This window comes from Intrasporangium sp., assembly GCF_032907665.1.
GTDB lineage: Bacteria > Actinomycetota > Actinomycetes > Actinomycetales > Dermatophilaceae > Intrasporangium.
Window position 1 is genome coordinate 3690 of record NZ_JAJJPG010000035.1, and the last position, 26623, is coordinate 30312.

Genomic DNA, 26623 nt, shown 5'->3' on the forward strand with positions numbered 1-26623 from the left:
AGCCGGCGGCGGACGCCGCCACCCCGGACCCCGACCCCGTCTCGGCTCCGGCCGCCGAGACGATGCCCGAGCCAGCACCCGAGGAACCGGACCCTCAGCCCTCCGACGGGCACCTTCCCGCACGAGAGCCGGCCCGACCGGAACTGCCAAACGATACGAGTCCCCCGTCAGCGGACTCCGAGGACGTGTCGACGCCCAAGTCGGCCGACTCCACCGAGCAGGAGCCCAGCGTCGACACCCCGGCAGACCCGGTGCCGTCGGGTGAACCGCGGCCCGCGGGGGCACGAGAGGCCGCATCACCTCCCGGGCCACCGCGCTCCGGAGCTCATCTCATGGAAGCCAGCACGGCGGCATACGGCCCGGAACTCGTGTCGCCCAGCGATCTGGCCGTCGACAGCCGCGGCGTCCCGCCCGGCCACGTCGAGGGCAAGGCCGCGTGGCGGCGCCTCTTCCGCATGGGCCGCCCGCGGACCACGAAGGCCAACATCCTCGGAGCAGTGCTCGCTGTCGCGCTCGGGATCGGCATCGCCACTCAGGTCCAGCTGACGAACGAGCGCGGGCTCAGCGAGCTCAGCCAGTCCGAGCTCATCCGCCTGCTCGACGACATCTCGGCGCGATCCGATCGCCTCGACCAGCAGCTGCGCGACCTCGAGACGACACGGGACCGGCTACTCAGCGGCACCGGCACCGCCGCCGAGGCACTCGAGCAGGCCCAACGTCGCGCGGACACCCTCGGCATCCTCGCCGGCACCATCGGCGCCGAAGGCCCCGGTATCACCGTGTCCATCAGCGATCCCGATCGTCAGGTCAGCGGCCCGGTGATTCTCGACCTCATCCAAGAACTGCGCGATGCCGGCGCCGAGTCGATCGAGGTCGGAGGGGTCCGGGTCGTGGCCTCCTCCTACGTCGGCGACTCGGCCGGGGAGCTCTCCGTCGACGGCCGGCCGATCAGCCGTCCGATTCTCGTCAAGGCGATCGGCGACCCCAACACCCTCGCCTCCGCCATGACGATCCCGGGCGGGGTCGTCGAGACCATCCGGCAGAAGGGGGCCAACGCGACTGTGAACGAGTCGACCGAGATCACCATCACCTCGACCCACACGCCGGCCGAGCCGGTCCACGCCGAGCCCAGCCGGTGAGCGGCACCACGCACGGGGTCCGACGCGGCTCCCTCCGGCGGCTCGAACCGATGAGACCTCTCGTCGAGGCAGTCGGCGAGCCCGGACCCCGCCGAGCCTCACCCGCCGGTAGATTCATCCCGTCCGTTGTCGCGAGACCCGCGGAGCGGATCTGGAGCACCCCATTCGACCCGTCCCGACAGGAGCGACCATGAGTGACCTCGACTACCCCTCCGACCTGCGTTACACGAGTGACCACGAGTGGGTCCGCGAGGGGGACGACGACAACGTCGTCCGGGTCGGTATCACCTCCTTCGCCCAGGACGCCCTGGGCGACGTCGTCTACGTCTCCCTCCCATCGGTGGGCGACTCCGTCGCCGCGGGGGACGCCTGCGGCGAGGTCGAGTCGACGAAGTCGGTCAGCGACATCTACGCACCCGTGGCCGGCGAGGTGACCGCCGTCAACGAGGCACTCGACGCGACTCCCGAGCTCGTCAACACCGACCCTTACGGGGAGGGCTGGATGTTCGAGCTGCGCATCGCGGACGCGTCGGCCCTCGAGGAACTCCTCGACTCGGCAGGATACGTCGCCAGCCTCGGCTGATGCGCACTGGCCCTGTCTCGAGATCAGGTGCGACTCGGCAGGGCCCCCGAGTGAACTAGAGTGGAGAAGCCCGAGAAGGACGCGCACGAGGAGGACCGCATGTCGAGCGATCAGCCCGGCCAGGACGACGTCCCGGTCGAACCCCGCACGATGCGGCTCCAGGGCGTTCCGACGCCGGGGCCCGAGCACGTCGACCTGTCCGACCTCCGCGGCCTCAGCCCGGAGGACCAGGCGACCATCGAGGCCCTGCGACCCGGCACCGCGCTGCTCATCGTGCTGCGTGGCCCCAACACAGGCGCTCGGTTCCTGCTCGACGACGTCGAGGTGTCGGCGGGGCGCCATCCGGACTCGGACATCTTCCTCGACGACGTCACCGTCTCCCGCAAACACGCCGTGTTCATCGGGAGCGATGCGGGCTACATCGTGCGCGACGCAGGCTCACTCAACGGCACCTACGTCAACCGTGAGCGGATCGAGGAAACCCGCCTCCAGACCGGGGACGAGGTTCAGATCGGCAAGTTCCGGCTTGTCTACTACGCGGCCTGACCCAGCCTCTCGATGAGCACGGGTCACCGTGAGGGGCCCGGAACAGTGGGTGGCCTCACCATCGGGCAGGTGCTCGAGCAGCTGCACGTCGAGTTCCCTGACGTGACGTCCTCGAAGGTGCGCTTCCTCGAAGCCCAAGGTCTCGTCACACCAGAGAGAACCCCGGCTGGGTACCGGCTCTTCCGGGCCGACGACGTCGAGCGCCTGCGCTACATCCTCACGGCGCAGCGCGACCGGTTCTGGCCCCTCAAGGTGATCCGTGAGGCCCTGGACGCCATGGACCGGGGCCTCGCCGACCCCGGCGCGGAGCTGGGGCGTCCCCAAACCCCCACGCAACGCCCCGCCCAGGCCTCCGGGCAAGCGCCCGCTCGCGCCACCCCCCGAACCACCGAGCCGGCCGTCCCGGGCCCGGAGAGCTTCTTGCGGCGCGGTCGCGTTCGGCTCACCGGACCTGAGCTGCGCCAGGCGAGCGGCATCGACAAGCCCCTGTTCGCCGCCCTCGAGAGCTTCGGCCTGCTCCGCGCCGACAACCGAGGGCACTTCACCGCTGAGGCGGTCGAGGTCGCGCGCGCTGCAAGGCGTCTGGCCGAGCACGGACTCGAGCCTCGTCACCTGCGTCCCTTCCGGACCGCGGCGGACCGGGAGATCGGGCTCGTCGACCAGGTGCTGGCCACGCGACGCGGCAACGGCTCGTCCGATGAGCGCACTGCGGAGATCCTCTCGGCATGCGTCGCCCTGCACGTCGCACTGGTCAAGTCCGGGCTTTCTCGCTGAGGCGTTCTGGCCCGGCGGCCATTCGGCGCGCGTCGGCGCGGGGTACGGTGGACACGTGAGAGAGGTCGACGTCCTTGGTGTCCGGGTGGAGATGCCGACGAACCAGCCCATCGTGCTCCTGAGGGAGCGGGACGGAGGCCGCTACCTGCCGATCTGGATCGGCGCCGCCGAGGCCGCCGCGATCACCTACGCCCAGCAGGGGGTCGTCCCGCCGAGGCCGCTGACCCACGACCTCATGCGCGACATCCTGTCGGTCCTGGGGCACGAGCTGACCGAGGTGCGGATCGTCGCGCTCAAGGAGTCGGTCTTCCACGCTGCACTGATCATCGACGGGAAGACCGAGATCAGTTCGCGGGCTTCCGACGCGATCGCGCTGGCCCTGCGCACCGGGTCGAAGGTCCTCGTGGAGCCGAGCATCCTCGACGAGGCGGCCATCGTGGTCTCCTCCGAGGAGGACGACGAGGTCGAGCGCTTCAAGGAGTTCCTCGACCACGTGTCGGCGGAGGACTTCGAGCAGCCGGGGGAGCCAGGTCAGGCGCAGGACACCTGAGGAACGGCGGCGTCCCCGCCGCAGCTGCGACACGGAGACCGGTCGGGACGGTGGTGATTGACGGTCCCGGGCCGTGGATCTACCGTCGAAGTGAACAACGTGACTGTAGTTACCTGGGTGTCGTCCGATGACACCGGGATCCCGAACGAGGAGGAACTCGCATGGCCGCCATCGAGGATGCCGCGCAGGCCAGCGGTCGCACCCCGGTTGCCTCGCAAGGGATGCTCTTCACCGACGACCTGCCGGAGCTGGCCGAGGACGCCGGCTACCGCGGACCGACCGCATGTCGGGCAGCGGGCATCACCTACCGCCAGCTCGACTACTGGGCTCGCACCGGCCTCGTCGAGCCGTCGGTCCGGGGTGCCACCGGCTCCGGCACCCAGCGCCTCTACGGATTCCGCGACATCCTCGTTCTCAAGGTCGTCAAGCGTCTTCTCGACACCGGCGTCTCCCTCCAGCAGATCCGGGTTGCCATCGAGCACCTTCGGGAGCGGGGCGTCGAGGACCTGGCCCAGATCACCTTGATGAGCGACGGGGCCTCCGTCTACGAGTGCACCTCCGCTGACGAGGTGATCGACCTCGTGCAGGGCGGGCAGGGCGTCTTCGGCATTGCCGTGGGTCGGGTGTGGCGCGAGGTCGAGGGCGAGCTGGCGCAGTTGCCGAGCGAGCGGGCCGACGAGGAACAGCCCGAGACGCACCCTGACGACGAGCTCAACGCCCGACGGCAGGCGCGCCGCATGGCGTGACCGGCCGCTGGCGCCGGACACCGCCTGATCTCCGAGCCCACTGACTCACCACGCGGGTCAGTGGACGAGTGTGCGAGAGGGCGCAGAGTGCCACCGGCACCGACGGGCAGTCGTCCGAACCGTTCCCAGAGTTATCTGGTCCCGACTGGTAGATTTGGCGTGCCGTGCAACCCACATGGGAGAGTCCTCGGCCGACATGGCAGTGCCTGACACTTCCCGTCGACGAGGCGCCGAAGGGGCAACATCCCCGGAACCTCTCAGGCACCCGGACCATGTGGCGAGGCACCCTGGAGGACGTCCGGCAAGGTGGCCGGTCACCGACAGACGGGGAGCGTGTGTGGTCCGCTCGTCCCGTCAGGAGTTCCGATGTCCTCGCAGTCCCAGAGCACGCTGGCACGTCCCTTCGCCGACTTCGTGGCGCGTCACGTTGGACCCGATGCCGACGCAGTCCAGGAGATGCTGCAGGTCGTCGGCCAGCCGAGTCTCGATGCCATGTGCGACCGGGCCATCCCGGGAGCGATCCGGTCGACCGAGGCCCTGAACCTCGAGGCGGCCGAGAGCGAGACGGCCGTCATCGAGGAGCTGAGGGGGTTCGCATCCCGCAACCGCGTCCTCACGTCGCTCATCGGGCTCGGGTACTACGGCACGATCACGCCCCCGGTCGTGCGGCGCAACGTCCTCGAGAACCCAGCCTGGTACACCGCCTACACCCCGTACCAGCCCGAGATCTCCCAAGGGCGGCTCGAGGCCCTGCTCAACTTCCAGACCGTCGTGAGCGACCTCACCGGCCTCGAGATCGCGGGGTCCTCCCTGCTCGACGAGGGGACCGCGGCCGCCGAGGCGATGTCCCTCATGCACCGCGCCAGTCGGGCCTCCGACGGCGTGGTCGTCGTGGACGAGAGGGTGTTTCCCCAGACCATCGCCGTGATGCAGACCCGCGCTTCGGCCATCGGCCTGCCGCTCGTCGTCACCGACCTGCGGGACGTCCGGACCCCAGAGCAGCTCACCGCGACGGCTGGGGGCGCCACGGTCGTCGGCGTCGTGGTCCAGTACCCGGACGCGACAGGCGAGGTCATCGACTGGCGAGCACTCACCGAGGCCGTCCACTCGGCCGGTGGTCTCGTCACTGCGTGTGCCGACCTGCTCGCACTGGCCCTCTTCGCGGCGCCGGGGGAGTGGGGGGCGGACATCGCCGTCGGCAGCGCCCAGCGGCTCGGCGTTCCGATGGGCTTCGGAGGCCCTCACGCCGGTTACATGTCCGTGCACAAGGGCCTTGAGCGACAGCTGCCCGGCCGGCTCGTCGGTGTCTCCGTCGACTCACATGGCAAGCCCGCGTACCGCCTTGCCCTCCAGACGCGAGAGCAGCACATCCGCCGCGAGAAGGCCACGTCGAACATCTGCACCGCCCAAGTCCTCCTGGCCGTCATGGCGTCGATGTATGCCGTCTGGCACGGTCCCGACGGCTTGACGAGGATCGCGCGGCGCATCCAGGCGCACACCGCCACGCTGCGTGCAGCGCTGCTCGCCGCGGGTGTCGACGTCACGACCCGGACCCACTTCGACACCTTGACGATCTCGGTGCCCGGTCGCGCCGACGAGGTCGTGCAGGGCTTCCTCGACCGGGGCATCAACATCCTGCGCCTCGACGCGGACCGCGTCTCCCTCAGCCTCGACGAGACGACGACTGCGAAGACGGTGGCAGCCGTGCTGGAGACCTTCGGGCTCCGCGCCGTCACCGGGGCGGACGATGCCACATCCGACGACCGCGAATCATCCTACGCCGCAGGGGAGCCCGGTGACATCATCGCGCCTGATGGCCTTGCCCGGACGAGTGACTTCCTCACCCACCCGGTGTTCCACGCCCACCGGTCCGAGACCGCGATGCTGCGCTATCTTCGCCGTCTCGCCGATCGTGACTTCGCCCTGGATCGCGGCATGATCCCGCTCGGCTCGTGCACGATGAAGCTCAACGCGACGACGGAGATGGAGTCGATCACCTGGCCGGAGTTCGCGGACCTGCATCCCTTCGCGCCAGTCGACCAGTCCGAGGGCATCCGGACGCTCATCGACCAGCTCGCACAGTGGCTGTGCGACATCACCGGATACGACGCCGTCTCCCTCCAACCCAATGCAGGCTCACAGGGGGAGTTCTCGGGCCTGCTCGCCATCCACGCCTACCACCAGGCCCGGGGCGAGGGGCATCGCCGCATCTGCCTCATTCCCGCAAGCGCGCACGGGACCAACGCCGCCTCGGCAGTCATGGCCGGACTCCAGGTCGTCGTCGTCAAGACGGCCGACGACGGCACGGTCGACCTCGACGACCTGCGCACCAAGGTCGACGAGCACCGCGACGACCTCGCCGCCATCATGGTGACCTATCCCTCGACCCACGGGGTCTACGAGGACACGATCACCGAGCTGTGCGGGCTGGTCCATGACGCCGGCGGCCAGGTCTATGTCGACGGGGCCAACCTCAACGCCCTCGTCGGCCTCGCTCAGCCGGGCAAGTTCGGCGCCGACGTCTCACACCTCAACCTTCACAAGACGTTCTGCATCCCCCACGGTGGTGGAGGGCCCGGGGTGGGGCCCGTCGCTGTGCGCGCCCATCTCGCTCCGCACCTGCCGAACCACCCCTTCGCACCCGAGGCGGGACCCGAGACCGGGGTCGGTCCCGTGAGTGCCGCTCCGTATGGTTCGGCGAGCATTCTGCCGATCTCCTGGGCCTACGTGCGGCTCATGGGAGGGGCCGGACTGCGCCACGCGACCCAGCTGGCCGTCCTCAACGCCAACTACATCGCGGCCCGGCTGCGGGAGCACTACCCGGTGCTCTACTCCGGTCACGACGGGCTCGTCGCGCACGAGTGCATCCTCGACGTCCGCAGGATCACAGCGGAGACGGGTGTCACCGTCGATGACATCGCCAAGCGACTCGTCGACTACGGCTTCCACGCCCCGACGATGAGCTTCCCCGTCGCGGGCACGCTCATGGTGGAGCCGACCGAGTCGGAGAACAAGTACGAGCTGGATCGGTTCTGTGACGCAATGATCGCGATCCGTGCCGAGATCGAGGCGATCCACAAGGGTGACGTGGCCCTCACCGACAGCATGCTGCGCCACGCGCCGCACACTGCGCAGGCCATCGCGAGCGGCGACTGGCCCCACGGATATGAGCGCGCCGACGCCGCGTTCCCCGTGGGGGTGGACGCGTCGGACAAGTACTGGCCGCCCGTCGGCCGCATCGACGGCGCCTATGGCGATCGTCACCTCGTGTGCTCGTGTCCGCCTCCGGAGGCCTTCGAGGGCTGAACACCTTTCGGAACCCCTCGCGCCGGGCGCACTTGTGTGGTTGTCTCGGCTCGTGGGAGCCGACGTCGAACAGGCCAGGTACACCCGGGAGCAGCGGCAACAGTACCGCGAGAAGGTGCGCCGGGACCTCGACGTGTTCGAGCGCATGCTCGGCCACGCCCAGTTCGAGTTCGACCGGCCCATGACGGGGCTCGAGATCGAGCTCAACCTCGTCAACCGCGAGCTCGGCCCGAGGCTCGACAACAAGTCCGTCCTCGAGCACATCGCCGACGAGAACTACCAGACCGAGCTCGCCCGTTACAACATCGAGCTCAACGTCCACCCCCGCCCGCTCCCCGGGGACTCCGCGCTCGAGCTGGAGCAGTTGCTCCGCGAGTCCCTCAACCACGCCTCGTCTCGTGCCGCGGAGCTGAACACCGGCATCGTCGCCATCGGCATCCTGCCCACGGTGATGCCGGAGCACTTCGAGGGCGACTGGATCAGTGAGAACATCCGCTACGAGGCCCTCAACAACGCCGTGCTCGACGCCCGGGGGGAGGACGTCTGGCTCGAGATGGAGGGGCCGACCGGCGAGCGCATCGCGCGCTACTCGGACTCCCTTGCGCCGGAGTCAGCGTGCACCTCGATCCAGCTGCATCTCCAGGTGCAGCCGGAGCGATTCGCCGACCACTGGAATGCTGCCCAGGTCCTGGCTGGGCCCCAGCTGGCCGTCGGTGCGAACTCGCCCTTCTTCCTCGGCCAGCGGCTGTGGGCCGAGACCCGCGTGCCGCTCTTCACCCAGGCGACGGACACGCGCTCCGTCGAGCTGAAGAACCAGGGCGTCCGACCACGGGTCTGGTTCGGGGAACGCTGGATCACCTCGATCTTCGATCTCTTCGAGGAGAACGTGCGCTACTACCCGGCGCTGCTGCCCGAGATCTCGGACGAAGAGCCTGAGGAGGTCTTCGAGCGGGGCGAGGTCCCGGAGCTGATGGAGCTGCGCCTGCACAACGGCACGGTGTACCGCTGGAACCGCCCCATCTACGACATCGTCCAGGGCCGGCCACACCTGCGGGTCGAGAACCGGGTCCTACCGGCCGGGCCGAGCATCGCCGACGTCCTGGCCAACGCCGCCTTCTACTACGGCGCGATCCGGGTCCTCGCCGAGGAGGACCGGCCGGTGTGGACGAAGATGAGCTTCTCCGCGGCGGAGGCCAACTTCGAGGAGGGCGCCCGCCTCGGGATCGACGCACGCACCTACTGGCCGGGTTTCGGGGAGGTGCCGGCCACGGAGCTCATCCTGCGTCGGCTCCTGCCGCTGGCGCACGAAGGTCTCCAGCGTTGGGGCGTCTCCCAGGCCGTGCGCGACCGCTACCTGTCGATCGTCGAGCAGCGCTGCCTCAAAGGCGTCAACGGCGCCTCCTGGCAGACGGACTGCGTCGAGCGCCTCGAGTCCCGCGGCCTCACGCGTGACAAGGCGCTGCGGGAGATGCTGGCCAAGTACATGGAGGGCATGCATGCCAACGAGCCGGTGCACACGTGGGAGCTCCCTTCGCTGAGCTGAGTTCCGTTGCCGGACAGAGATGCCCAAGCCGTATGCCGCTGAGCTTCCTATCCTGTCAAGGCCGGCTCACGTCGACGCTGAGTTCCTGAGCAGTCGCCAGGGGGACAGGTTGTAGGTGCCGATGCAGCGGGTGGACCGGTGGTGGGTCAGGATGCTCATGGACCCGGCGTCGAGGATGAGGTGCTGGCCGAAGCGTGGACTGCGCCCGAGCCAGACCGCGGTGAGCACCCGGAGGGCGTGGCCATGGCCGAAGAGCGCGACATCGCCACGCTCGAGACTCGGCCACACCCGGTCGATGACCTGCTCGGCCCGGGCGGCCACGGCCTCGATGGTCTCTCCGGGCGTGTCACCGGGGACCACGCCGTCGACGAAGACCTCCCACGGCCGACCCAGCTCGGCCGAGATCTCCACCGTGGTGAGCCCCTCGTAGCCGCCGTAGTCCCACTCGCGCAGGAGGGGCTCGACCTCCAGGCTCCGGAGACCGGCGAGCTCGGCCGTGTGACGCGCGCGTTGCAGCGGAGACACGAGGACCCTCTCGAAGACGCGGCTGCCGAGGATCTCACCGAGCTCTCGTGCCGCCGCCTCGCCCTCAGGGAGGAGAGGCAGGTCGGTGGTGCCCGTGTGCCGCCCGGAGAGCGACCACTCGGTCTCCCCGTGCCGGAAGAGGTAGATGCTGCCGGGTACCACACCATCGGGTTTGGCCATGCCGTCGAATGTAGTGGGGGAGTGAGGCGTGTGCCCGGCTCGGACTCGGCTGCCGCGATGTCGCTGGCCTGCGAAACTGACGGGATGGACCTGGCCTACCGACTGCTCAACGTGTTCTCGATCGAGGAAAAGCCCTTCTCCGGCAATCCGCTCTGTGTGTTCGAGGATGCGGTCGGTCTCGAGGACGCACAGATGCAGGCGTGGGCGCGGCAGTTCAACCTCAGTGAGACGACGTTCATCACGGACAGGCGGCTCGAGGTCGGCGAGGCGGACATCCGCATCTTCACCGGTTCCTACGAGATGCCGTTCGCGGGTCACCCGACGCTGGGAACCGCCCACGTCGTCGCTGCCCTCGCCGGCGGCATCGACGCCGTCACCCTGTCGATGCCCGCTGGCGCCATCCCCGTGCGCAGGGTCGACGAAGGCTGGGAGCTGCGCGCGAACCCAGCGACCTCCCGGCCCAGCGGGGCCACCGATGCAGAGATCGCGGAGGTGCTCGGCGTACGCCCCCAAGCAGTCGTCGCAGGCGGGGCGCACCACGTCGACGCCGGTGTGGAGCAGCTCCTCATCGAGGTTGCCGAACCCGACGCCGTGGCCTCGTGCCGACCCGATGTCCGCGGGCTGCACGAGAAGCTCTCCGTCCCGGGGCAGGAGCCACAGGTCTACCTGTGGGCGTGGACCGGGGAGTCGTCGATCGTGGCCCGGTTCTTCGGGGCGAGCGGCAGCGCCCTGGAGGAGGATCCGGCGACCGGGTCAGCGGCGACGAACCTCGGAGGCCTGCTGGGGCTGAACGGTGTTCGTGGGCGGCGGCTCACCATCGTCCAGGGCTCCCACATTGCGAGGCCTTCGCGTCTTGTCGTGACGATCGACGACGACGGTGTCGTCTTCGTCGCAGGGAAGGTCACCGAGGTCGGCAATGGATCCGTCCATGCCGCGTGAGGCGATCAGGCGCGGGCGCGGCGGACCAGCTCGAAGCAGACGACGGCGGCCGCGGCCGCAACGTTGAGGGACTCGACGCCGCCCGCCATGGGGATCGACACCCACGAGTCGACCTGGGCCGCGACCTCGGCGCTGGGGCCTGAGCTCTCGCTGCCCAGGACGAAGGCCACCGGCTCGGGCAGGTGTGCAGTGAAGAGATCCTCGTCGCCACGGGCGTCGAGCCCGACGACCTGAAAGCCTCCGGCCCGGAGCGCGGAGACGGCCTCGACGGCCGTGAAGGCCTTGAGAATGGGGGCCCGGAAGGCCACCCCGGCGGACGCCTTGACGACGAGCGGATCGATCGAGGCCACACCGCGACGGGGGACCACGATGCCGTCCATCCCGGCCGCCGTGGCCGTGCGCAGGATCATCCCGACGTTGGCCGGCGTCGTGATGCCGTCGAGGACGAGGACGGTGCGCAGGTCCGCGTGGGCGAGGGCGACGTCGAGGGGGAGCATCCGGGGCGCGACGACGTCGGCGAAGACGCCTTGGTCCTGCCGGCCGTTCCCCGCGAGCTTCTTGACGCGCTCCGCCGAGGCGGACTGCACCGCGATGCCACGCCGTCCGGCGGCCTGCCTGATCTCGGTGAGGCCGGAGCCTCGGGCCCCGTCGGCGATGACGACCTTGTCGACGTGCAGGTCCGGGTCCAGGAGGACCTCCCGGACGGGGTTGCGCCCGTAGACCGTGATGAAGCGGTCCTTCGGCGAGATCTCGGGGCTCACCCGGTCAGGATCCCACGGCGGGCTCCAGCCGCCCGGCGACCCCGCCGACCGGGTGGGGAGCCAGGACCCGGGGAGCCGGCCCAGCGGCATACGCCACGACGACGTCGACGACGGGGAATGCGGGGGAAGGGCAGCCTGTTACTATCCTTGAATCCTCAATTACCTCAGGGAGCTGGGACACATGCAGTTCGGCATCTTCAGCGTCGGGGACGTCACCACCGACCCCACGACCGGTCGCACGCCCACCGAGCACGAGCGGATCACAGGGACCGTGGCCATCGCCAAGAAGGCGGAGGAGGTCGGTCTCGACGTCTTCGCGACGGGCGAGCACCACAACCCGCCGTTCATCGCGCCGGCCAATCCCACCGTGCTGCTCGGGCACCTCGCGGCCGTGACCGAGCGCATCATCCTCACGACGTCGACCACGCTCATCACGACGAACGACCCCGTGCGTCTGGCGGAGGACTACGCCTACCTCCAGCACCTTGCCGAGGGGCGGGTCGACCTGATGATGGGCCGCGGCAACACCGGCCCGGTCTATCCGTGGTTCGGCAAGGACATCCGTGACGGCATCCCGCTCGCCATCGAGAACTACGCCCTCCTGCACCGCCTGTGGCGCGAGGACGTCGTCAACTGGCAGGGGAAGTACCGCACGCCGCTGCAGGGCTACACGTCGACGCCGCGTCCGCTCGACGGCGTGCCGCCCTTCGTCTGGCACGGGTCGATCCGCAGTCCGGAGATCGCCGAGCAGGCCGCCTACTACGGCGACGGCTTCTTCTCGAACCACATCTTCTGGCCCGCGTCGCACACCCGCCAGATGGTCCAGCTCTACCGGCGCCGGTTCGAGCACTACGGCCACGGCTCCGCCGACCAGGCCATCGTCGGCCTCGGTGGGCAGGTCTTCATGCGCCACAACAGCCAGGACGCGGTCCGCGAGTTCCGGCCCTACTTCGACAACGCCCCGGTCTACGGCCACGGACCGTCGCTCGAGGACTTCATGTCCCAGACCCCTCTGCTCGTCGGCAGCCCCCAGCAGGTCATCGAGGCCACGCTGGGCTACCGCGACTACGTCGGCGACTACCAGCGCCAGCTGTGGCTCATGGACCACGCGGGCCTGCCGCTCAAGACCGTGCTCGAGCAGCTCGACATCCTCGGCGAGGAGGTCGTCCCGGTCCTGCGCAAGGAGTTCGCCGCGCTCAAGCCGGCCCACGTCCCGGACGCCCCGACACACGCCTCACGCGTCGCGCAGGCCGGAGGCAGCCACGACGCGACCGTCTACGCGGCCGCCGACGACGTCACCGGCGCCTCACCCGACGTGTCCCGCACCCCCGTCTCGGCGGGCCAGGGAGCCCGGCCATGACAACTCGACTCGCCGTCATCACTGCCGGCCTGACGGAGCCGTCGTCGACCCGTCTCCTCGCCGAGCGCCTCACCGAGTCCGTCGTTCGCGCGCTCCCGACCGGAGACGTGGTCACTGAGGTGATCGAGGTGCGCGAGATCGCGCACGACCTCACGAACAACGTCCTCACCGGCTTCGCCTCACCCCAGCTGCAGGTGCGGCTCGACGCCATCACCGAGGCCGACGCGCTCATCGTCTCGACGCCGATCTACACCGCCTCCTACAGCGGTCTGTTCAAGATGCTCGTCGACGTGCTCCCGGCGGACTCACTGCGGGGCAAACCGGTGCTCCTCGGGGCCACCGGCGGCACGGCGAGGCACTCGCTCGCCATCGACCACGCCCTGCGCCCGCTCTTCGCCTACCTCGGGGCCCTCGTCGCTCCCGTGGCCGTCTTCGCGGCCTCGGAGGACTGGGGCAGTGTCGAGGCGGGTCGGCTCGATGCCCGGATCGATCGGGCCGGAGCGGACTTCGTCCGGATCGTCGCGGGGTCACCTGCGCCGCGCGCCACGGACCCCTTCGCGGACGTCACACCGTTCGAGGCCCTGCTCCAGGACACGCCGCGCTCCTGACCTGGTCGGCGGCCTGACAGACTGCCAGGCGTGTCCTCGCAGCCCGGCCTGGCCCGTCGCCTCTCGACGGCAGACGCCGTCCACATCGGGGTGGGTTCGATGGTCGGGGCAGGCCTGTTCACGGCCTTCGGCCCGGCGGCCGCTGCCGCTGGGACGCTCCTGCTCGTCGCGCTCGGGCTGGCCGCCGTCGTGGCCTTCTGCAATGCGACCTCGTCCGCCCAGCTCGCCGCGCAGTACCCGACCTCCGGGGGCACGTATGTCTACGGCAGGGAGCGGCTGGGGGCGTGGTGGGGCTTCGTCGCCGGCTGGGGCTTCGTCATCGGCAAGACCGCGAGCTGCGCGGCGATGGCGATGACCTTCGCGGCGTACCTCGTCCCAGAGGGGTGGCAGCGCCCCGTCGCCGTCGCCGCGGTGGTCGGCCTGGCCACCGTGAACTACCACGGGGTGACCCGCACGGCCGGCCTCACCCGGGCGCTGGTGACGGCCGTCCTCGCCCTGCTCGCCGTGACCCTCGTCGTGGTCGCCGCCACGGGTGGTGCTCCGTCGTCGACCGTCAGCGGCCAAGGGGCGCCCGTCGGGTGGGCGGGCGTCACGCAGGGGGCGGCGCTGCTCTTCTTCGCCTTCGCCGGCTATGCCCGCATCGCCACGATGGGCGAGGAGGTGCAGCATCCGCGCCGCACCATTCCGCGGGCCATCGTCATCGCCTTCGCCATCGTCGTGCCCCTCTACGCCGTCACCGGATGGTTGCTGCTCGAACGCCTCGGTGCCACAGACCTGGCGGGGCAGCAGGCGCCGCTGCGTGTCGTGGCCGAGAGCACGCCGTATGCCGTCTGGCTCGGTCCCGTGGTCGTCGTGGCCGCCGTGGTCGCTGCCCTGGGGGCCCTGCTCTCGCTCATCGCGGGCGTGGGGCGGACCGCCCTCGCCATGGCACGCGCAGGGGACCTCCCGGCCCCGCTCGCGCGGGTCCACGAGCGCCATGCGGTGCCGCACGTGGCCGAGGTCGCCCTGGCCGTCGTCGTCTCCCTGCTCGTCCTCGTCGCGGACCTGCGCGAGGTGATCGGGTTCTCGTCCTTCGGAGTCCTGACCTACTACGCCGTGGCCAACGCCGCTGCGTTCACCCAGACGGGAGGGCACCGGCGCTATCCCCGGACCCTTCAGGTCGTCGGCCTCGCCGGGTGTGTCCTGCTGGCGGTGACGGTGCCGACCGAGTCCCTCGTGCCCGGGCTCGCGGTCCTTGCCGTCGGGGTCGCCGGCCGCGTCATCGTCCTGCGGCGGCGGGCCACTTCGGCGACGTGACCGGTCGTCAAGCGTCCGTGGCCCATCGGTGGTCGGTGACGGGTGGAGACGGATGGGAACGGATGGAGACGGGTGGGGACGGGTGATGACACGGCCGGGGCGGTGACGTGGCAGGGTTTGTGCCATGGCCAGGTACTTCGACGTCCATCCGGTCGACCCGCAGCCCAGGGCGATCGCCCAGGTCGTCCAGATCCTCCGGGACGGCGGTCTCATCGCCTATCCCACGGACTCGTGCTTCGCCCTCGGCTGCTCACTCGACAACCCGGAAGGGCGGGCCAGGATCCTGCGCATCCGGGGGCTGGACGACCGGCACCACTTCACCCTCGTGTGTTCCGACTTCGCCCAGCTGGGACAGTTCGTCCAGCTCGACAACGCGGTCTTCCGCGCGGTCAAGGCGCACATGCCCGGCCCCTACACGTTCATCCTGCCCGCGACCAAGGAGGTGCCCCGACGGCTGCTCCACCCGAAGAAGCGGACCGTCGGGGTGCGAATCCCGGACCACCCGGTCGTCCGGGAGCTGCTGCGCGCGCTCGGTGAGCCGTTGCTCTCGAGCACGCTGCTCCTGCCGGGCGACGAGGAGCCGATGACCGACGGGTGGGCGATCAAGGACCGCCTCGACCATGTCATCGACGCGGTCATCGACTCGGGGGAGTGCGGCCTCGAACCCACGACCGTGATCGACTACTCGGAGGGCCATCCCGAGATTGCCCGGATCGGCGCGGGGGACCCTTCGGACTTCGAAGATTTCGGATGAATCTTGGTTAGGGATATGCCAATATCCTTAATCAAGATACGATCAGTTCATGCGGTGGCCCGCCATCGGCACGCGCGAACATCCGTGGACAGCAAGGCCCGAGGGGCTGGCGGCCACGTCCCGGCGCGCCCGCCGGAGCATCCCGGCGACGTATCACGCCGCCGTGGTCCCGATGATCGCGGCGGTCCCTGTCGACCTCACTGGAGACCTGGCGGCCGACCTCGACGACGCGGCGCGCCTGCTCACCGCGTTCGACGCCGGGGGAGCGGGGGAGGTGGCTCCGTTCGCCTCGATCCTGCTCCGGTCGGAGAGCGCGGCGAGCTCTCACATCGAGAACCTCACCTCGTCGGCCCGCGCCCTCGCGGAGGCGGCCATCGGGGCCGGCGACCGGTCCAACGCCCTGACCATCCTTGCCAACGTCCGGACGATGCAGGCGGCAATGGAGCTCGCCGGAGACCTCGGCGAGGCGTCGATCCTGGCCATGCACCGCGCGCTGATGACGGGCCGGCCCGGGTTGCATCCGGGGCAGTGGCGGACCGAGCAGGTGTGGGTCGGCGGCGGCGGGCTGCATCCGGGCGACGCGGAGTTCGTGCCGCCTGTCGCCGCGGACGTTCCCGCCCTCATGGCCGACCTCGTGGCCTTCCTGGTGCGGGACGACGTCCCGCCCCTGGCGCTGGGTGCCGTGGCGCACGCGCAGTTCGAGACGATCCACCCCTTCGCCGACGGCAACGGCAGGACCGGTCGCGCCCTGCTCCACGCCTGCCTGCTCAACACGGGAGTGATCAGCCGGGTCACGGTGCCGATCTCGGCGGGGCTGCTCGCGGCCAAGGGGCGCTACTTCGGCGCCCTGACGTCCTACCGGGCCGGTGATGCCGAGCCGATCCTGCGATGCGTGGCCGATGCCGCCCGCGCCGGGGTGGCGGTCGGCGAGCAGCTCGTCCGCCGCCTGCGGGACGTCCGCGCAGGATGGGACGGTCGCGTCGACGCCCGGGTGGACTCCGTCGTCTGGCGCATCGCCGACGTCCTCCTGCGCCAGCCCGTCGTCACGGCGAGGCTCGTCACGACGGAGCTCCAGGTCTCGGCGCCGACCGCGCAGGCAGCGCTCGCACGACTCGTCGCGGCCGGGGTCCTCGTCGAGTCCACGGGGTGGAAACGCAACCGCGTCTACCGGTCACCGGAGGTCCTCGAGGCCCTGGACGGCTACGCAGAGGGCCTCGGGAGGCGGAGCAGATGACGGAGCGGGCTCTGCCCGGCGACAGCCCGGGAGCCTGGCGATGGATAAGTGAATTCTACTGTGCTACAAGGGAATTGCCGTTAATCGACATTATGCAACGTCAGTCACGCTGGAGGCGAACCATGACCTCGTGGTGGTTCGTCTGCGGGAACATGTCGAAGAGGCGAGCCTCCTGCGCACGGAATGACGGCATGGCCGCGAGATCTCTCGCCAGGGTGTCGACGTTGCAGCTCGAGTACACGATGCTCCGCACCGGGGAGGACTCGAGCCACGCAGCCAGCTGCGCACCGATGCCGCGGCGAGGCGGGTTGACGATGACGAGGTCGGGGGAGTCACCCGCGGGACCTGACCGGAACGCCGCGTCACCCGCGAGGAAGCGAATCGCTCCGAGGTCGGGCCGCTGCCGGTGCAGGTCGGCCGCGCTGCTGCGTGCGCTCTCGACCGCGTCGGAGGAGACCTCGACCCCGATGACCTCCCGACCCGGGGCAGCGCAGTGGAGGGCGAAGCCGCCCACACCGCAGTAGAGGTCCCAGACCGACTTGGGGGCCCGCTGGTCCACCCACTCCCGCGCCTGGAGGTAGAGGGCAGCGGCGACGGCCGTGTTGGTCTGGAAGAAGCTGTTCGGCCGCAGGGCCAGGACGACGTCGTTGACCCGCATCGGCAGGGCGCTGCGCTCGGTCAGCACGAGTTCCGTGTCGCCCTCGAGGATGGCCTTGTGCTCAGGCTGGAGATTGACGGAGACGACCGCCGCATGCGGCAACGCGCCCAGGAGGTGAGGCAGTGCCTTCCGGATGCGCGCGACCTCGTGACCGGTCCGGAGCACGAAGCGGATCATCAGCTCTCCGTCGGGGGAGTGCGTCACGATGAGGTGCTTGAGCTGACCCCGGCGCTCCGGCACGTCGTAGGGCTCGATCGCGAGCCGGTCGACGAAGTCCGCGAGCACGGGAAACGTCTGTGCGAGTCCCGGCTCGTAGAGACCGCAGTCGCGCAGGTCGACGCCGCGGCCCGCGCCGTCGAGGATCCCGAGTGTCACAGCGCCCGGGCGACCGGCGACGACGAGCTTGGCCTTGTTGCGGAAGCCCGACTCCGAGCCGGTGAAGGGAGCCAGCCACGAGACGGCGGGGGCCACCTCGGCCAGAGCGGCCGTGCAGCGTTCCTGCGTGGAGGCCAGCTGGGCGGCATACGGCATCCCCATCAGCGTGCACGAGCTGCACCGGCCGTCGTCGAAGTAGTCACACTGCATCGTCGTCAAGGCTACGGGCGCGCTCACGCGGTTTCATCATGCAAGCGGCTCTTGTAGGCTGTGGGCATGCTCGGCAAGACCTACGACTCGGAAGTGTGTTCGATGGCGCGAGCCCTGGAGATCGTCGGGGAGCGCTGGAGCCTGCTCATCCTGCGGGACGCGCTCTTCGCCGGGTCCAGCCGCTTCGGCGAGTTCCAACGGACGCTCGGCATCGCGACCAACGTCCTCTCGGCCAGGCTCGAAGGCTTCGTCGCGGCCGGTCTCATGGAGCGCCGTGCGGGCGCGGACCAAGCGGGAGCACCCGAGTACGTCGTCACGGCGAAGGGTCGCGACCTCGTCCCGGCGATCGTCGCACTGACCCAGTGGGGAGACCGCTGGGCGGCGCCCGACGGTCCGCCGATCGAGTACCAGCACGCGACGTGCGGCGAGCCTGTGACGAGCCAGCTGCACTGCGCGGAGTGTGGCGTCGTCGATGACCCGGCTGAGGTCCAGGCGAGGCCCGGAGCGGGGATGCCGGCCGAGTTCCTCGCCCACAGACGCGCCCTGAGACGGCGCTGAGGGTGCCGGTCCGGGGGGAGTCCGCGAGGCTGGCCGGTTGCGGTGAAGTGACATAATGTCGATTATCGGCGTTACTTGATCACGTTGGCCCGGCAGAGCGAACCGCCCTTGTCCGCTGTTCGCAGCTCGTGACCCGATTGCCGCGGGCTGGACCGCCGCTCCGTGCCGGCGTCCCATCGTTGAGGCGCCCGCTCCTGGGCGGCCCTCGCCCAAAACGGTCGTCGAGCAGCGTGCTGCGTGTGGCCCGGCGGGTTGCGCCCCGTGGACGCCCACGTCACTCATCGGCCTGCTTCTCTTCCAGCAATATGCCTTGACAAGAATATTCTCTCTAGAGAATATTCTTGGCCATGGACGACCTGCTCAACGCCCTAGCCGACCCCGCGCGGTGGCGGCTCGTCGGGCTGCTCGCCGAGCGACCCCGCTCGGTGGGTGTGCTCGCGCAGCTCGCCGGAGCGCGGCAGCCGCAGACGACGAAGCACCTCCAGGCCCTGGAGCGGGCCGGAGTGGTCACCTCACAGCGCGTCGGCCAGCGCCGGATCTACGCCTTGCGCCCCACTCCCCTGCGTGATCTGGCGGCCGCGCTCACGCAGCTCGCCGATGCGACGTCCGGGCGTGACGGCCACCACGAGGCCCACGAGCGGCACCTGCTCAACGTCCATGCGGAGCGGCTCGCGGCGGTGCAGCAGGGATGGGCCGACAACCGGTCGTTCACGTTCCACCGGGCCCTGAGTGGACCTCCGGAGGCGGTCTGGCCCCACCTCACCGAGCCCGCACGGCTTGCCCGCTGGTGGGCGCCCGAGGACCTGCGCGTCTCCGAGCTCGTCTTCGAAGCGCGCCCTGGCGGCAGGGTCGTCCTGCAGTACCGCGACGCCGAGGACGCCGACGACTCGGACGCCGTGGCAGGGCATGGGGAAGGCGTCGTCGAGCTGGTTCGCGCGAACGAGCGGCTCGGCTACCGGCTCTCCGCGCTGCGTCCCGACGGCAGCATCGCCTTCACCGCACACGTCGTGCTCGCCCTGCGGCCCACCGCGGCGGGCACGGACCTCGACATCGACTACCGGATCAGCGAGAGCGCCGTTGACTCCGCGGACTTCATCGCCGCCATCGAGCTCGGTTTCGGCCAGAGCCTCGACCGGCTCGTCAGAGTGCTCGACCCGACTGACGCGGCACGAGACCCCCGATACGACGACCCAAGGAGCACCACATGACCGAGCACCGCGACGCCCGACGCGTCGTCACCAACATGAGCCTCTCGCTCGACGGCCACTACGCCGGCGCCGACCCCGCGGACATGAGCTGGGTGATGCCGTATGCCGTGACCGACGTCGCGCGCGACCACCTCACCAGCCTGTGGGAGCCCGCCTCGACGGCCCTGCTCGGCCGGGTCAACGCGGAGGGATTCCTCGCCTTCTGGCCCACCGTCATCGACATGGAGGGCGCCGACCCGCGCGATGTGGGATTCGCGAAGTGGCTCGTGGCCGCCGACAAGGCCGTTCTTTCCCGCACCCTCGACGAGCCACCTTGGGAGAGAACGACGGTCGTTGACCGGCCCACGGCCGACGTCGTGGCCGATCTCAAGGCCGCGCCAGGCGGCGACATCCTGGTCCTCTCCAGCGCAAGCGTCATCAAGGCGCTGCTCGCGGCGGACCTCGTCGACCGGCTCTCCCTGACGATCTTCCCCGTCTTCCTCGGTCGAGGACCGCGCCTCTTCGACGACGGACTGCCGAGCGGGCAATGGCACCTGGCTCAGGAAACCGCCGGCGAGCATGGCACGGTGGTCCTGGTGTACGACCGGGTCCGCTGAGCCGGCGGCTCCCCACGACCGTCTCGGCACCTACTGGCGACACTCGGACTCCGTACCGGACGGGACGCGGCCGGGCTCTCAGCCCGGCTCGCCGAACTGTGCCCGCCGGAGCTCGGACCAGCGGTCCATGACCTTCTCCTCCTCACGCCGGAGGTAGCGGAAGAACTCCTGCGTCTCCTCCAGGCGACGTGCACCGCGCGACCCCGCCGGCAGTATGGCCACACCCTCGGCCGCAGCCAGCTCGTAGCGCTCGAGCAGGGGCACCCGCTGCCGGAAGATCGTGCCCCACACGTCGTCGTCGTAGATCCGGTAGACGTCGCTGCGCGTACCGGGTTCGCGCTCTCTCGCGAGCAGACCGACCTTGGTGAGGTACCGAACGGCACCGGAGATCGCCGCCGGGCTGACACCGATCCCTTCCGAGAGCTCCGCCGCGGTGTACCGATCGGCATCGTCCGCGAGCACGTAGGCGAAGACCCGCGCGGGCATCCGCGGCACCCCGGACTCGGCGAGCACCAGCGCAAACCGCTCGACGTAGCGCAGCAGTTCGGCGCGGTCGTCCTCCTCCGCTACTGCGGCTCCACCACTCACGAACCCTCCTCGGGAAATTGCTTCACACATTTCTGAAAGAAGTGTAGCGTCCTTCGCATGGCTTCGATCCTTGTTTCAGATGTTCACAAGTCGTTCGGCTCCACCGTGGCGCTCGACGGCCTCGATCTCGAAGTCGCCACGGGCGAGGTGCACGGCTACCTCGGCCCCAACGGCGCCGGCAAGACGACAACGATCCGCATCCTGCTCGGCCTGCTCCGCTCCGACCAGGGCAATGTACGCCTCCTCGACGGTGACCCCTGGCACGACGCCGTCTCCCTCCACCGACGTCTCGCCTATGTTCCGGGCGACGTCAACCTCTGGCCCAACCTCACCGGCGGTGAGGCCATCGACGTCTTCGGCTCGCTCCGCGGCGGACTCAACCGCGCCCGTCGGGACGAGCTCATCGAGCGCTTCGACCTCGATCCGACGAAGAAGGGCCGCACGTACTCGAAGGGCAACCGGCAGAAGGTCGCACTCATCGCCGCCCTCGCCTCCGACGTCGAGCTCTACCTCCTCGACGAGCCCACAGCGGGCCTCGACCCCCTCATGGAAGTCGTCTTCCAGGACGTCATCCGGCAGCTCCGCGACGACGGCAAGACGGTGCTCCTCTCGAGCCACATCCTCAGCCAGGTCGAGAAGCTGTGCGACCGCGTCAGCATCATCCGACTCGGCAAGGTCGTGGAGACCGGGACCCTGCTCGACCTGCGTCACCTCACGAGGACGACCATCGAGGCCGACACCCGCGAGGTTCCGATCGGCCTCGACCGCCTCCAGGGCGTGCACGACGTGAGCGTGTCCGGCAACCGCGTGCGCCTCTCGGTCGACGGAGACCACCTCGACGCCGCGGTGCGGCACCTCAGCTCGCTCGGCCTCGGCAGCCTGGTGAGCCAGCCGCCGACCCTCGAGGAGCTCATGCTGCGCCACTACGGCGACGAGCTCTCCGGCAACGGGCGCGAGAAGGTCGGGCAGGAGCGATGACCACCACGATCACCCGCCCGGCCACACCAGCCCCGCCGGCGCCTCACGACGGCGGGCCGCTGACGGGCTTCGGCACCCTCCTGAGGCTCATCGCCCGGCGCGACCGCATCCGGGTGCCGCTCTGGATCCTCGCCATCGCCGGCACGCAGGTCGCCGGAGCGGCGGCCTACCCCGGCCTCTACCCCGACGCCGCGGACCGGCAGGTCCAGGCGGACATCATGGGGTCCAACCCCGCGATGAAGGCGATGACGGGACCCGGTCACGGGCTCGAGGACTACACGTTCGGAGCCATGATGACGAACGAGTACCTCGGCTTCATGGTCATCTTCGCCGCCCTGATGAGCGTCTTCCTGGTGGTGCGGCACACCCGGGCCGAGGAGGAGGAGGGCCGGGCCGAGCTCGTGCGAGCGAACGTCACCGGCAGCGCCGCCGCCCTGAGTGCGGCTCTCACCGCGGCAGTCGTCGCCAACCTCCTCCTCGCGCTCCTCATCGCCGCCGGCATGGCGTCTCTTGGCATCGAGACGATCGACTGGCCGGGCTCGCTCCTCTACGGCGCTGCCTACGCCGCCGTCGGCATCGTCTTCGCGGCGACTGCGGCAGTGACGACGCAGGTCACGCAGTTCGCCCGCGCCGCCTCCGGGATGGCCGGAGCACTGATCGGCCTCGCCTACCTGCTCCGCGCCATGGGCGACGTCATGGACAACGGTCTGTCGTGGCTCTCCCCGATCGGGTGGGCCCAAGCCACGGCCGCCTACGTCGACAACACCTGGTGGCCGATCCTCCTGTCCCTCGTCGCGGCCGTCGCCCTGACCGGCCTCGCCTTCCGGCTCGCCGGGCGCCGCGACCTGGGCGCCGGTCTGAGGGCGGAGCGACGCGGGGCGGCGGAGGGTACGGACCGCCTGGGCACGTCCCTGGGTCTCGCGTGGCGCCTCCAGCGCACGACGGTGCTGTGGTGGAGCATCGGCATGTTCATCTTCGGAGCGGCATATGGCTCCGCCATCGACGTCATCGAGGACTACGCGGACAACGACGTGGTCGCCGATCTGGTCGAGAGCATGGGCGGGACCACGCTCACGGACTCCTATCTCGCCATGATCATGGGGATCTTGGCCATCGTCGTCAGCGTCTTCGCCGTCACGGCCGCGCTGAGGCCGCGCCGTGAGGAGACGTCGGGCCGCGCCGAAGGCGTCCTTGCCACCGGCGTCTCACGGACGGAGTGGTATGGCTCGCACCTGCTGATCGCACTGCTCGGCAGCCTCGGGATCCTCCTCGTCACGGGTCTGGGCCTCGGCCTCGCAGCCGTCGGCGCCGGCGGCGACGGCGCGATCCTGGGCCAGGTACTCCCCGCCATGCTGAGCTACACGCCCGCAGTGTGGGTCGTCGTCGGGGTCGCGGTGCTCGCCGCGGGGTGGGCGCCGCGGGCAACCCTGGTCGCCTGGCTCCTCGTCGTCTATGCCTTCTTCATGCGCTACATGGGGGTGCTGCTCGACCTGCCCCAGTGGGTGATCAACCTGTCACCGTTCAGCCACATTGCGTCGATGCCCGCGGAGGACTTCCGAGCCCTTCCGGTCGTCGTGCTCACGGTGATCGCGGCCGTCCTCGTCGTCGTCGGCCTCACCGGCTTCAACCGACGCGACATCGAGGCGACCTGACGCGGCCCGCGGGACGTGGTGCTCAGGACCTGGCTCAGAGCGATCTGAGCCAGGTCCACACGACGTTCCCGGATCTGCGGAGCTGGGACGGGTCGACCACCGCTGGCCGGTCCGCGGATGAGTGGTACGCGTCGTAGGGCACGCTCCCGATCCGGGCCGCCGGGATGCCGACCCGCTCGAAGGAGACGTGGTCGCTCGCGCGGTTGACGCACGCCCGGGTCCGATCCGTTGCAGCGGCCCGTAGCTTCTCCGCCACGGCAGTCGACCCGCGCCCACCGTGGCACACCGGGACGGCGGCGGTGGCCCGCCCGACGCGATCGAGGGACACCATCGCCCGCACCGCTTTCCGCTGGCTGGTCCCCAGCCTCGCCGCGTAGTGCCGTGACCCGAAGGCGTACCAACGCCAGCCGGAGCCGCGGGACTCCTCGGCGCCGAAGGCGACGAGGCGCACCGGCAGGGCGGCGGGTTGCTCGCGGAGCATCCGGGCCAGCTCGACGAGGACGGCCACGCCCGAGGCGTTGTCCTCGGCGCCCGGCGCCTGCGGAACCGTGTCGAGGTGGGCGCCGAGGACGACGTGCGGGCGACCTGCATCGAACCCGGGAGGGTCGGCGATGACGTTGACCGTCGTTCCCGCCGGCACGGCGACACCCCAGGACACCCCGGCGGGCACGGGGACCCGCTGTCGGCGCACGGCATACCCGAGGGCACCGAACTCGCCCGCGACGATGTCCGCTGCGCGTCGGTAGGCTGCGCTCACGGCGTCCCGGGGACCCACCTTCGCCAGCCGCGTGACACGGGCGTGCGCCGCCTTTGCGTCGAACGGATCGGCTTTCCGAGACTCCGGTGTCGTGCGACGGGGCGGCGGCGAGGTCGCGGAGCTCGGGGTCGGAGCAGGTGCGGCGGACGTGGGAGGCCCGGCGACAGGCGAGGTGAGGCTCGTCATGCGGGTCGTGCTCGGCGTTCTCTCAGCGGCCGTGGTCGCCAAGGGTGCAGGGACCGCCGTGGAGCAGCCCGCGAGCAGGACCCCCACCGCGCCGACGGCGCCGAGGGTCCTGACGAGATGGTGCTGGCGGAACTGCATGCCCCACCACCGTACGTCCGGCTGTCAACGCGGCGCGGTGGTACACCTCACGACTGCGGCGGCCGCGGCCCACCCGGACCGGCGTCTAGGCTCGGGCCGTGAGCAGGTCGCGCGCACCCGGCTGGGTGCCCAACCAGCACGGCGCCTGGGCGATGCTGGCCTCCCCGCTCGCAGTCGGGATCCTCGCCGGTGGTCCAGCCTGGGTGCACCTGCCCCTCGCGGCCTTCTGGTTCGTGGGCTACTTCGCGTTCTTCGCGACGACGCTCTGGCTCAAGGCCCGCAGGCGTCCGCGCTACTGGCCTCCGGTGCGCGCGTACGCGGTCGCTGCGGGGGTGCTCGGACTCGTCACGCTCGCGATGCAGCCGCGCCTCATGGTGTGGGCCCCGCTGTTCGCCCTCCCGCTCGGCGTGGGCCTCTGGGCCGCCGCTGCCCGGCGCGAGCGGGAGCTGCTCTCCGGCCTGGCCACCGTGGTGGGCTCGGGGCTCATGACGGTCGTCGCCTATGCCGCCGGGCCCGGCACGGACCTCTCGCGAGCCTGGCTGCTCGCCCTCGTGCAGTTCCTCTACTTCGGCGGCACCGTCTTCTACGTCAAGTCGGCGATCCGGGAGCGGGGGAACCGGCGGTTCCTCCTGCTGAGCGTGGCCGCCCATGCCGCTGCCACTGTGGTCGTCCTCGTCTTCTCGCCGTGGCTGGCCCTCGTCTTCCTCGTGCTCACCGTGCGCGCGGCGCTCGTGCCCCCGCTCGGTGCCAGTCCCAAGCAGCTCGGCATCGGTGAGATCGCGTCAACGGTGGTCGTCGCCGTGGTCTCGCTGCTCACCGTCTGAACGCCCGGGGAGCGGATCGCGCCGGCCAGCCCAGCGGCATACAGCCTGGTCGGTGGTCGCAGGACACGGAAGGTGACCTGTCGGACACGGCCAGGGGACGGTCGTGCAAACGTGACGTGTCCCGCTCACTCCCCCGAGCTTTCGTGTGCGAGAGTGCAGCCCATGACCGACGTCGCCGTCCACCGGGCCCGCCCCGAGACGAAGGAACAACGCGCCTGGTACTGGTACGACTGGGCCAACTCCGCCTACGTCACGACGACGGCGACCGTGCTCATGAGCCCCTACCTCACCTCGGTCGCGAAGGCAGCTGCCTGCCCGGACCTCGCCGACGGGGCGGTGTGTGCGACCAACCTCAGCTTCTTCGGCATCCCCATCTCCCCCGGGTCCGTCTACCCGTACACCGTGACGATCTCGACGATCGTCTCCGCGATCGTGCTCATCTTCATCGGCGCCATCGCCGATCGGAGCACGCACCCGACGCGGCTCTTCGCCGGGTTCGCGTGGGCGGGGGCGGGCGCGGCCAGCCTGATGTTCTTCGTCACCGGCACGAACTGGCAGCTCGGGGTGGTGCTCGTCATGCTGGCGAGCCTGTGCCTCGGAGCGTCCCTCGTCATCTATGACTCGCTCCTGTGCCGCATCGCCAACGAGAACGAACGCGATCGGGTGTCCTCCAAGGGCTGGTCCTTCGGCTACCTCGGCGGCGGACTGCTGCTCGCCCTCAACTTCGGGCTCGACCTCTTCCACGAGGACCTCGGCCTCGACCGGGGCACCACGACGCGCATCAGCCTGCTCAGTGCCGGTCTCTGGTGGGCCGTCTTCACCCTTCGCCCCTACCTGGGACTGCGCCACATCACCGGCACCGTCGGCACGCCGGTCGAGCGGACAGCCGGCGTCGTCGGCGGCAGCATCGCCCAGCTCCGCGCGACCTTCCGCGAGCTACGCCTCTATCCGCAGACACTCCTCTTCCTCGTCGCCTACCTCTTCTTCAACGACGGGATCCAGACCGTCATCGGCAGCTCGAGCCTCTACGGCATCGAGGAGCTGAAGTTCG

Annotated in this window: 26 protein-coding genes and 1 riboswitch; of the genes, 21 read left to right on the plus strand and 5 right to left on the minus strand. The window is 70.1% G+C overall.

Annotated features, from left to right (window positions below; genetic code table 11):
• Positions 1–332: 332 nt before the first annotated feature.
• The 8 genes from LOY02_RS07570 to LOY02_RS07605 all read left to right on the plus strand — a co-directional run bounded on the left by LOY02_RS07570 (position 333) and on the right by LOY02_RS07605 (position 9187).
• The gene (locus LOY02_RS07570) at positions 333–1139 is read left to right on the plus strand and encodes a DUF881 domain-containing protein (RefSeq protein ID WP_317181731.1); all 807 of its coding nucleotides are present in this window, start codon (positions 333–335) and stop codon (positions 1137–1139) included.
• A 190-nt stretch (positions 1140–1329) separates the two neighbouring features.
• Entirely contained in the window at positions 1330–1722 is a 393-nt protein-coding gene (gcvH, locus tag LOY02_RS07575; RefSeq protein ID WP_317181732.1) for a glycine cleavage system protein GcvH, read from the plus strand.
• A 99-nt stretch (positions 1723–1821) separates the two neighbouring features.
• Positions 1822–2268 (plus strand): FHA domain-containing protein, encoded by a 447-nt coding sequence (locus tag LOY02_RS07580; protein ID WP_317181733.1) that lies wholly within the window; start codon positions 1822–1824, stop codon positions 2266–2268.
• A 12-nt stretch (positions 2269–2280) separates the two neighbouring features.
• Positions 2281–3042, plus strand: coding sequence for a MerR family transcriptional regulator (locus LOY02_RS07585; protein ID WP_317181734.1), 762 nt, complete (start codon positions 2281–2283; stop codon positions 3040–3042).
• A 55-nt stretch (positions 3043–3097) separates the two neighbouring features.
• Complete coding sequence (locus tag LOY02_RS07590) at positions 3098–3592, plus strand: bifunctional nuclease family protein (RefSeq protein WP_317181735.1); 495 nt, start codon at positions 3098–3100, stop codon at positions 3590–3592.
• 161 nt (positions 3593–3753) lie between these two features.
• Positions 3754–4338: a MerR family transcriptional regulator gene (locus LOY02_RS07595; protein ID WP_317181736.1), complete on the plus strand. Its 585-nt coding sequence runs from the start codon at positions 3754–3756 to the stop codon at positions 4336–4338.
• A 166-nt stretch (positions 4339–4504) separates the two neighbouring features.
• A riboswitch (glycine riboswitch) is annotated at positions 4505–4621 on the plus strand.
• Positions 4622–4704: 83 nt separating this feature from the next.
• On the plus strand, positions 4705–7644 hold the full coding sequence (gene gcvP / locus LOY02_RS07600; RefSeq protein ID WP_317181737.1) for an aminomethyl-transferring glycine dehydrogenase: 2940 nt from the start codon (positions 4705–4707) through the stop codon (positions 7642–7644).
• 52 nt (positions 7645–7696) lie between these two features.
• Positions 7697–9187, plus strand: a complete 1491-nt coding sequence (locus LOY02_RS07605) for a glutamate--cysteine ligase (RefSeq protein WP_317181738.1) — start codon at positions 7697–7699, stop codon at positions 9185–9187.
• A 66-nt stretch (positions 9188–9253) separates the two neighbouring features.
• On the opposite strand, the gene LOY02_RS07610 is transcribed toward LOY02_RS07605, so the two are convergent.
• Positions 9254–9892 (minus strand): histidine phosphatase family protein, encoded by a 639-nt coding sequence (locus tag LOY02_RS07610; RefSeq protein ID WP_317181739.1) that lies wholly within the window; start codon positions 9890–9892, stop codon positions 9254–9256.
• 84 nt (positions 9893–9976) lie between these two features.
• On the opposite strand from LOY02_RS07610, the gene LOY02_RS07615 reads away from it, so the two are divergent.
• Positions 9977–10831: a PhzF family phenazine biosynthesis protein gene (locus LOY02_RS07615; protein WP_317181740.1), complete on the plus strand. Its 855-nt coding sequence runs from the start codon at positions 9977–9979 to the stop codon at positions 10829–10831.
• 5 nt (positions 10832–10836) lie between these two features.
• Here LOY02_RS07615 and LOY02_RS07620 read toward each other — a convergent pair whose 3' ends face one another.
• Positions 10837–11592 carry an RNA methyltransferase gene (locus LOY02_RS07620; protein WP_317181741.1) on the minus strand — a complete coding sequence of 252 codons (756 nt, stop codon included), beginning with the start codon at positions 11590–11592 and terminating at the stop codon, positions 10837–10839.
• Positions 11593–11773: 181 nt separating this feature from the next.
• Between LOY02_RS07620 and LOY02_RS07625 the strand changes: the two genes are divergently transcribed.
• The 5 genes from LOY02_RS07625 (at position 11774) to LOY02_RS07645 (ending at position 16844) form a co-directional block, all read left to right on the plus strand.
• Positions 11774–12952, plus strand: a complete 1179-nt coding sequence (locus tag LOY02_RS07625) for an LLM class flavin-dependent oxidoreductase (protein WP_317181742.1) — start codon at positions 11774–11776, stop codon at positions 12950–12952.
• Positions 12949–13560 (plus strand): FMN reductase, encoded by a 612-nt coding sequence (locus LOY02_RS07630; RefSeq protein WP_317181743.1) that lies wholly within the window; start codon positions 12949–12951, stop codon positions 13558–13560. The genes LOY02_RS07625 and LOY02_RS07630 overlap by 4 nt, the downstream gene beginning before the upstream one ends.
• 30 nt (positions 13561–13590) lie before the next feature.
• Positions 13591–14856 carry an APC family permease gene (locus tag LOY02_RS07635; protein WP_317181744.1) on the plus strand — a complete coding sequence of 422 codons (1266 nt, stop codon included), beginning with the start codon at positions 13591–13593 and terminating at the stop codon, positions 14854–14856.
• Positions 14857–14980: 124 nt separating this feature from the next.
• Entirely contained in the window at positions 14981–15610 is a 630-nt protein-coding gene (locus tag LOY02_RS07640; protein WP_317181745.1) for an L-threonylcarbamoyladenylate synthase, read from the plus strand.
• A 49-nt stretch (positions 15611–15659) separates the two neighbouring features.
• Positions 15660–16844, plus strand: coding sequence for a Fic family protein (locus LOY02_RS07645; protein WP_317181746.1), 1185 nt, complete (start codon positions 15660–15662; stop codon positions 16842–16844).
• Positions 16845–16944: 100 nt separating this feature from the next.
• Here the strand turns inward: LOY02_RS07645 and rlmC are convergent, their stop codons facing one another.
• Positions 16945–18087: a 23S rRNA (uracil(747)-C(5))-methyltransferase RlmC gene (gene rlmC, locus LOY02_RS07650; RefSeq protein WP_317181756.1), complete on the minus strand. Its 1143-nt coding sequence runs from the start codon at positions 18085–18087 to the stop codon at positions 16945–16947.
• A gap of 66 nt (positions 18088–18153) precedes the next feature.
• Here rlmC and LOY02_RS07655 point away from each other — a divergent pair, with 66 nt between their 5' ends.
• The 3 genes from LOY02_RS07655 (at position 18154) to LOY02_RS07665 (ending at position 20449) form a co-directional block, all read left to right on the plus strand.
• Positions 18154–18645, plus strand: coding sequence for a helix-turn-helix domain-containing protein (locus LOY02_RS07655; protein WP_317181747.1), 492 nt, complete (start codon positions 18154–18156; stop codon positions 18643–18645).
• 347 nt (positions 18646–18992) lie between these two features.
• Positions 18993–19853 (plus strand): metalloregulator ArsR/SmtB family transcription factor, encoded by an 861-nt coding sequence (locus LOY02_RS07660; protein ID WP_317181748.1) that lies wholly within the window; start codon positions 18993–18995, stop codon positions 19851–19853.
• On the plus strand, positions 19850–20449 hold the full coding sequence (locus tag LOY02_RS07665; protein ID WP_317181749.1) for a dihydrofolate reductase family protein: 600 nt from the start codon (positions 19850–19852) through the stop codon (positions 20447–20449). The genes LOY02_RS07660 and LOY02_RS07665 overlap by 4 nt, the downstream gene beginning before the upstream one ends.
• 78 nt (positions 20450–20527) lie before the next feature.
• On the opposite strand, the gene LOY02_RS07670 is transcribed toward LOY02_RS07665, so the two are convergent.
• Positions 20528–21037, minus strand: a complete 510-nt coding sequence (locus LOY02_RS07670) for a helix-turn-helix domain-containing protein (RefSeq protein ID WP_317181750.1) — start codon at positions 21035–21037, stop codon at positions 20528–20530.
• Between the two features lie 57 nt (positions 21038–21094).
• On the opposite strand from LOY02_RS07670, the gene LOY02_RS07675 reads away from it, so the two are divergent.
• Together LOY02_RS07675 and LOY02_RS07680 are read left to right on the plus strand one after the other, a co-directional pair.
• Positions 21095–22015 (plus strand): ABC transporter ATP-binding protein, encoded by a 921-nt coding sequence (locus LOY02_RS07675; protein WP_317181751.1) that lies wholly within the window; start codon positions 21095–21097, stop codon positions 22013–22015.
• The gene (locus tag LOY02_RS07680; protein ID WP_317181752.1) at positions 22012–23667 is read left to right on the plus strand and encodes a hypothetical protein; all 1656 of its coding nucleotides are present in this window, start codon (positions 22012–22014) and stop codon (positions 23665–23667) included. Before LOY02_RS07675 ends, LOY02_RS07680 begins: the two co-directional genes overlap by 4 nt.
• 34 nt (positions 23668–23701) lie before the next feature.
• Here LOY02_RS07680 and LOY02_RS07685 read toward each other — a convergent pair whose 3' ends face one another.
• Entirely contained in the window at positions 23702–24424 is a 723-nt protein-coding gene (locus LOY02_RS07685) for a M28 family metallopeptidase (protein WP_317181753.1), read from the minus strand.
• Between the two features lie 422 nt (positions 24425–24846).
• Between LOY02_RS07685 and LOY02_RS07690 the strand changes: the two genes are divergently transcribed.
• Both LOY02_RS07690 and LOY02_RS07695 read left to right on the plus strand, forming a co-directional pair.
• A complete protein-coding gene (locus LOY02_RS07690) occupies positions 24847–25572 on the plus strand; it encodes a YwiC-like family protein (RefSeq protein WP_317181754.1) in 726 nt (241 codons plus the stop codon).
• 162 nt (positions 25573–25734) lie between these two features.
• The coding region (locus LOY02_RS07695; RefSeq protein WP_317181755.1) for an MFS transporter at positions 25735–26623 on the plus strand (889 nt) is incomplete at its 3' end.

Excerpts from the sequence above, each read along its gene's own strand:
- LOY02_RS07570 (WP_317181731.1), top strand. The coding sequence starts at position 333 with ATGGAAGCCAGCACGGCGGCATACGGCCCGGAACTCGTGTCGCCCAGC.
- gcvH (WP_317181732.1), top strand. The coding sequence starts at position 1,330 with ATGAGTGACCTCGACTACCCCTCCGACCTGCGTTACACGAGTGACCAC.
- LOY02_RS07580 (WP_317181733.1), top strand. The coding sequence starts at position 1,822 with ATGTCGAGCGATCAGCCCGGCCAGGACGACGTCCCGGTCGAACCCCGC.
- LOY02_RS07585 (WP_317181734.1), top strand. The coding sequence starts at position 2,281 with ATGAGCACGGGTCACCGTGAGGGGCCCGGAACAGTGGGTGGCCTCACC.
- LOY02_RS07595 (WP_317181736.1), top strand. The coding sequence starts at position 3,754 with ATGGCCGCCATCGAGGATGCCGCGCAGGCCAGCGGTCGCACCCCGGTT.
- gcvP (WP_317181737.1), top strand. The coding sequence starts at position 4,705 with ATGTCCTCGCAGTCCCAGAGCACGCTGGCACGTCCCTTCGCCGACTTC.
- LOY02_RS07610 (WP_317181739.1), bottom strand. The coding sequence starts at position 9,892 with ATGGCCAAACCCGATGGTGTGGTACCCGGCAGCATCTACCTCTTCCGG.
- LOY02_RS07615 (WP_317181740.1), top strand. The coding sequence starts at position 9,977 with ATGGACCTGGCCTACCGACTGCTCAACGTGTTCTCGATCGAGGAAAAG.
- LOY02_RS07625 (WP_317181742.1), top strand. The coding sequence starts at position 11,774 with ATGCAGTTCGGCATCTTCAGCGTCGGGGACGTCACCACCGACCCCACG.
- LOY02_RS07630 (WP_317181743.1), top strand. The coding sequence starts at position 12,949 with ATGACAACTCGACTCGCCGTCATCACTGCCGGCCTGACGGAGCCGTCG.
- LOY02_RS07640 (WP_317181745.1), top strand. The coding sequence starts at position 14,981 with ATGGCCAGGTACTTCGACGTCCATCCGGTCGACCCGCAGCCCAGGGCG.
- LOY02_RS07645 (WP_317181746.1), top strand. The coding sequence starts at position 15,660 with ATGCGGTGGCCCGCCATCGGCACGCGCGAACATCCGTGGACAGCAAGG.
- rlmC (WP_317181756.1), bottom strand. The coding sequence starts at position 18,087 with ATGCAGTGTGACTACTTCGACGACGGCCGGTGCAGCTCGTGCACGCTG.
- LOY02_RS07655 (WP_317181747.1), top strand. The coding sequence starts at position 18,154 with ATGCTCGGCAAGACCTACGACTCGGAAGTGTGTTCGATGGCGCGAGCC.
- LOY02_RS07660 (WP_317181748.1), top strand. The coding sequence starts at position 18,993 with ATGGACGACCTGCTCAACGCCCTAGCCGACCCCGCGCGGTGGCGGCTC.
- LOY02_RS07665 (WP_317181749.1), top strand. The coding sequence starts at position 19,850 with ATGACCGAGCACCGCGACGCCCGACGCGTCGTCACCAACATGAGCCTC.
- LOY02_RS07675 (WP_317181751.1), top strand. The coding sequence starts at position 21,095 with ATGGCTTCGATCCTTGTTTCAGATGTTCACAAGTCGTTCGGCTCCACC.
- LOY02_RS07680 (WP_317181752.1), top strand. The coding sequence starts at position 22,012 with ATGACCACCACGATCACCCGCCCGGCCACACCAGCCCCGCCGGCGCCT.